Origin of the sequence: Nonomuraea sp. NPDC049607 (genome assembly GCF_040675375.1) — a bacterium.
Classification (GTDB): domain Bacteria; phylum Actinomycetota; class Actinomycetes; order Streptosporangiales; family Streptosporangiaceae; genus Nonomuraea.
On the sequence record NZ_JBFAOV010000086.1, the window covers coordinates 1 to 6138 of the forward strand.

Annotated in this window: 4 protein-coding genes; all 4 read left to right on the plus strand. The window is 68.8% G+C overall.

The window, feature by feature from the left end; all coding sequences use genetic code 11:
- On the plus strand, nucleotides 1-651 hold a 651-nt coding region (locus tag AB0J97_RS51305; RefSeq protein WP_364104667.1), incomplete at its 5' end, for a ricin-type beta-trefoil lectin domain protein.
- A gap of 509 nt (nucleotides 652-1160) precedes the next feature.
- On the plus strand, nucleotides 1161-3749 hold the full coding sequence (locus AB0J97_RS51310) for a beta-L-arabinofuranosidase domain-containing protein (protein ID WP_364104670.1): 2589 nt from the start codon (nucleotides 1161-1163) through the stop codon (nucleotides 3747-3749).
- Between the two features lie 128 nt (nucleotides 3750-3877).
- Nucleotides 3878-5890 carry an RICIN domain-containing protein gene (locus AB0J97_RS51315; protein WP_364104673.1) on the plus strand — a complete coding sequence of 671 codons (2013 nt, stop codon included), beginning with the start codon at nucleotides 3878-3880 and terminating at the stop codon, nucleotides 5888-5890.
- A gap of 48 nt (nucleotides 5891-5938) precedes the next feature.
- Nucleotides 5939-6138, plus strand: a 200-nt coding sequence (locus AB0J97_RS51320; RefSeq protein WP_364104676.1) for an RICIN domain-containing protein, incomplete at its 3' end; no start/stop codon positions are given.

Genomic DNA, 6138 nt, shown 5'->3' on the forward strand with positions numbered 1-6138 from the left:
CTCGGCGTCGACGTCCAGATCACCGAACTGGACATCCAGGGCGGCTCGGCCACCACCTACGCCAACGTGGTCAACGACTGCCTGGCGGTACCACGCTGCGCCGGCATCACCACCTGGGGCGTCCGCGACAGCGACTCCTGGCTCGGCGCCAACGCCACCCCCCTGCTCTTCGACGGCAACGGCAACAAGAAAGCCGCCTACACCGCCGTACTCAACGCCCTCAACGGCGGCACCACCACCACACCGACACCCGGCGGAGGCGCGGGCCAGATCAAGGGCGTGGCCTCCGGCCGCTGCGTGGACGTACCCAACGCCGCCACCACCGACGGCACCGCCGTGCAACTGTGGGACTGCAACGGCCGCACCAACCAGCAATGGACCCAAACCTCCGCCGGAGAGCTGAAGGTGTACGGCAACAAATGCCTGGACGCCGGCGGCACCGGCAACGGCGCCAGAATCCAGATCTACTCCTGCTGGGGCGGCGACAACCAGAAATGGCGCCTCAACTCCGACGGCACCATCACCGGCGTCCAGTCCGGGCTCTGCCTCGACGCCATCGGCGCAGGCACCGGCAACGGCACCGGGCTCCAGCTCTACACCTGCTCGGGCGGCACCAACCAGAAATGGACCTACAACCCCGCCACCGCGTGAGCCGCACCGCCGGTCGCTCCGGCGCCCGGTGACCCGGACCGGCTCCAGTCGCTGACCGCACCGCCGCTGCGCCCCTCCCCTCGATGCAAGGCTCGGGGGGAGGGTGAGCCGCACCCAGGCCGCCCGAGCGGCGGATGTCCTTCTCCCCGCGCGCATGCCAGGCGCGTCAGCCGGTTCGGAGGGGGGCGCAGAAGAGCCGGGAGCATGAAACTTTCATCCGCACGAGTAGTCCAGAGTGATCCCCGCGCGGGCAAAACTCCAGACGGGAACGCGTTCTGACGGAAACGCCCGGCCGGCGGCGAGCGGCGCTTGTTGACGCCGGACCCGACCGTCCGATGTACTCCGCGACAACTCCTCAACACAAGCGGGCGAGCAGCTTGCGAAGGTCAATGTTAGCGCTAACACTCGGAGTGGCGTATCTCCGCCTGCGACCACCTCCAGGAAGGCTGCATCCACTGCGTACGTGACCTGCCACAGCCCTTCACCCCCCGATCCCCAAGGAGCTCCGCATGTCCTTGAGCCGTCGTCAGCTCTTCCAGGCCACGGGCGCGACCGCCGCGCTCACGGTCGTCGGCCAGGCAGCCGGCGCATCACCCGCCCTGGCCGCACTCCCCCAGGCCAGACCCGACATCGGCGTCTCGGCCTACGAGTTCGACCTCGGCCAGGTCCGGCTGACCTCCGGACGCCTGCTGGACAACCAGAACCGCGCTCTCGCCTACTTACGCTACGTCGACGTCGACCGGCTGCTCTACGTCTTCCGGGCCAACCACCGGCTGTCGACCGGCGGCGCGGCGGCCAACGGCGGCTGGGACGCGCCCGGCTTCCCGTTCCGATCACACGTTCAGGGCCACTTCCTGACGGCCTGGGCGCAGGCCTATGCCGTGCTCGGCGACACCACCTGCCGGGACAAGGCCACGTACATGGTGGCCGAGCTGGCCAGATGCCAGGCCAACAACGGCGCCGCCGGATTCACCGCCGGCTATCTGTCCGGCTTCCCCGAATCGGACATCACGGCACTGGAGAACCGCACCCTGAGCAACGGCAACGTGCCCTACTACTGCCTCCACAAGACCCTGGCCGGACTGCTGGACGTCTGGCGGCAGCTCGGCGACACCCAGGCCAGGACCGTGCTGCTGGCCCTTGCCGGATGGGTGGACGCCCGTACCTCGCGGCTCACCTCCAGCCAGACGCAGGCCATGCTGGGCACCGAGTTCGGCGGCATGAACGCCGTGCTGACGGACCTGTACCAGGCGACCGGCGACTCCCGCTGGCTGGCCACGGCCCAGCGGTTCGACCACGCGGCCGCCTTCAACCCGCTCGCCGCCGGCCAGGACCAGCTCAACGGCCTGCACGCCAACACCCAGGTGCCCAAGTGGATCGGAGCGGCCCGCGAGTACAAGGCGACGGGAGTCACCCGGTACCGCGACATCGCCGCCAACGCCTGGTCCATCACGGTCGGCGCGCACACGTACGTGAACGGCTCCAACAGCCAGGCCGAGCACTTCCGCGCCCCCGGCGCGATCGCCTCCTACCTGACCAGGGACACCGGCGAGGCGTGCAACACCTACAACATGCTCAAGCTGACCCGGGAGCTGTGGCTGCTGTCCCCGAACCGGGCCGACTACTTCGACTACTACGAGAACGCCCTGCTCAACCACCTGATCGGCCAGCAGAACCCGGCGGACGCACATGGGCACGTCACGTACTTCACCCCGCTCAACCCCGGCGGACGGCGAGGCGTCGGCCCGGCCTGGGGCGGCGGCACCTGGAGCACGGACTACGGCTCGTTCTGGTGCTGTCAGGGCACCGGGATCGAGACCAACACCAAGCTGACCGACTCGATCTATTTCCACAACGGCACCACTCTGTACGTGAACCTGCTCGTGCCCTCCACCCTCGACTGGAGCGCGCGCGGCATCACGATCACCCAGACCACCTCCTACCCGGCCGGCGAGACCACGTCGCTGCAGGTCACCGGGAACGCGAGCGGATCGTGGACGATGCGCGTCCGCATCCCGGCCTGGACCCAGGGCGCGACGATCAGCGTCAACGGGGTCCAGCAGAACATCGCGGCCACCCCGGGCAGCTACGCCGATCTCACCCGGACGTGGTCGTCCGGCGACACCGTCACCGTGCGCCTGCCCATGCGGGTGATCATGAAGGCCGCCGATGACAACCCCGGCGTGCAGGCCGTCACCTACGGTCCGGTCGTGTTGTCGGGCGACTACGGCGACACCGGCCTGTCGTCGGCCCCGGCCCTGAACCCCTCATCGATCACCCGGACCAGCACCTCCTCCCTGACCTTCACGGCCACGGCGGACGGCGCGCCAGTGCGGCTCGGGCCGTTCCACGAGGCGTACGACCACAACTACGTCGTCTACTGGAACACCCAGGGCGCCACCACCACGGCGAGCTTCCGGCTGGTCAACGCGGCCAGCGGGCTGGTTCTCGGCATCCAGAACATGTCCACCGCCGACGGCGGCCCGGCCCTCCAGTGGACCGACAACGGCACCGCCGACCACGACTGGGTCCCGGTCGCGGACGGCAACGCCCTGCGGTTCCGCAACGTGCACAGCGGCAAGGTGCTCGGCGTCGAGAACATGTCGGCCGCCGACAACGCCCGGGTGCTCCAGTGGGGCGACACCGGCACCGCCGACCACCGCTGGACGGTCACCGACGTCGGCGACGGCTCGGTCAAGATCCGCAACGTCAACAGCTCGAAGCTGCTCGGCGTCCAGAACGGCTCGACCGCCAACGGCGCCCAGGTGGTCCAGGTGCCCGACGACGGCAGCCCGGACAACCAGTGGCGGTTCGTGCCGAACGGCGCGCGACGCCTCCAGAACGTGGGCACCGGGATGGTGCTCGGCGTCACCGGCATGTCCACGGCCGACGGCGCGCTCGTCGTCCAGTGGGGCGACACCGGCACCGCCGACCACCTGTGGACCGCGATCGTCGACACCGGCGGCCACCTGCGGCTGCGCAACTCCAACAGCCAGAAGGTGCTCGGCGTGGAGAACATGGGCACCGCCGCCGGGTCGCGTGTCGTGCAGTGGGCGGACAACGGCACCGCCGACCATCGCTGGCGGCTGCGCCACTGAGCGGGTGCCGCCTTCCGCGTGCAGTGCGCCAACGGCGGCCGGGTCCTCGGTGTGACGGGCACCTCCCAGGGCGCGCAGGTCGTGCTCGCGGACGACGACGGCTCGAACGACAATCTCTGGAGGTTCATGTGAGGCGCGTCCTCGCGGCCCTGTCGGCCCTGCTTGTCGTGGCCGTGGCACTCACCGCTCAGGAGGCGTCGGCCGCGACGGTCGACACCGGCATCTGGTACGTCCTGGTCAACCGCAACAGCGGCAAGGCCCTGGACGTCTACAACCTGTCCACCGCCGACGGCGGCCGCATCACCCAATGGACCAGGAACAACCAGAACCAGCAGCAATGGCAGTTCGTCGACTCCGGCGGCGGCTACTACCGGATCAAGTCCCGCCACTCCGGCAAAGTCCTGGACGTCTACAACTTCTCCACCGCCAACGGCGGCGCCATCGTCCAATGGGCCGACCTCAACGGCAACAACCAGCAATGGCGGCTGACCGACAGCTCCGACGGCTACGTGCGGCTCATCTCCCGCCACAGCAACAAGGCCCTGGAGGTCCAGGGCGCCTCCACCGCCGACGGCGCCAACATCGTCCAGTACGACGACTGGGGCGGCGCCAACCAGCAATGGCAACTCGTCCCGGTCACCGGCGACGGCGGCTACGCCAACCCGGTCGTCTGGCAGGACTTCGCCGACGGCGACATCATCCGCGTCGGCGACGCCTACTACTACTCGGCCTCGACCATGCACTACTCGCCCGGCGCGCCGATCCTGCGCTCCTACAACCTGGTCGACTGGGAGTACGCCGGACATTCGGTGCCGCGCCTCGACTTCGGCTCCGGCGCCTACGACCTCAACGGCGGCCGGGCGTACGTCAAGGGAATCTGGGCCTCGACCCTGAACTACCGGCCCAGCAACAGCACCTACTACTGGATGGGCTGCGTCGAGTTCAACCGGACCTACGTCTACACCGCCTCCGCCGTGGACGGCACGTGGACCAAGCGCTCACAGATCAACAACTGCTACTACGACGCCGGCCTGCTGATCGACTCCGACGACACCATGTACGTCGCCTACGGCAACAGCACCATCAGCGTGGCCCAGCTCTCGGCCGACGGCCTCAGCCAGGTGCGCAGCCAGCAGGTGTTCCAGACGCCGAGCAACATCGGCACCCTGGAAGGCTCCCGCTTCTACAAGCGCAACGGCTACTACTACATCTGGCTGACCCGCCCCGCCAACGGCCAGTACGTCCTGCGCTCCACCTCGCCGTGGGGCCCGTACGAGATGCGCCAGGTCCTGCTCGACCTGCCCGGCCCCATCTCCGGCGGCGGCGTCCCGCACCAGGGCGGGCTCGTCCAGACCCAGAACGGTGACTGGTACTACATGGCGTTCGTCGACGCCTACCCCGGCGGACGCGTCCCGGCGCTCGCACCGATCACCTGGACCGGCGACTGGCCGAACGTGCAGACCGTCAACGGAGGCTGGGGAGCCGCCTACCCCAAGCCGAACATCCAGACCAGCCGCACCGTGGCGTCCATGACCGGCCCGGACACCTTCACCTCGGCCGCGCTCGGCCCTCGCTGGGAGTGGAACCACAACCCCGACACCGGCCGCTTCTCCACCGGCAACGGCCTGCGCCTGCAGACCGCGACCGTCACAGGCGACCTCTACAACGCGCGCAACACACTGACCCACCGCATCCAGGGCCCGTCCTCCACGGCGACGATCGAGCTCGACTACTCCCAGATGGCCAACGGCGACCGCTCGGGGCTGGCGATGCTGCGCGACCAGTCGGCCTGGATCGGCGTCAAACGCGACAACGGCGTCAACCGGGTCGTGATGACCAACGGCCTGACCATGAACGGCTCTTGGCAGACCACCGGCACCGGTGCCGAGGCGGCGAGCGCGAACATCTCGGGCGGCCGGATCTGGCTACGGGTCAACGCCGACATCCGGCCCGGCTCCGGCAGGGCGGCCCGCTTCTCCTACAGCACCGACGGCAGCACCTTCACCAGCCTCGGCCCGGCCTTCACGTTGAACAACGCCTGGCAGTTCTTCATGGGCTACCGCTTCGGGATCTTCAACTACGCCACCCAGTCCCTCGGCGGCGCGATCACCGTACGCCGCTTCGACCTCACCACCCCCTGACCGAAAGGCGCAAACGTGAGACTCCGATTCCTGACCGTCCTGGCGACGGTGGCCACCTTGCTGGTGAGCCTGTTCATCGCCACACAGCCCGCCGACGCGGCCACCGTCGACACCAACGCCTGGTACGTCCTGGTCAACCGCAACAGCGGCAAAGCCCTGGACGTCTACAACCTGTCCACCGCCGACGGCGGCCGCATCACCCAATGGACCAGGAACAACCAGAACCAGCAGCAATGGCAGTTCGTCGA

Coding starts and splice junctions, on each gene's coding strand:
- AB0J97_RS51310 (WP_364104670.1), top strand. CDS start 1,161: ATGTCCTTGAGCCGTCGTCAGCTCTTCCAGGCCACGGGCGCGACCGCC.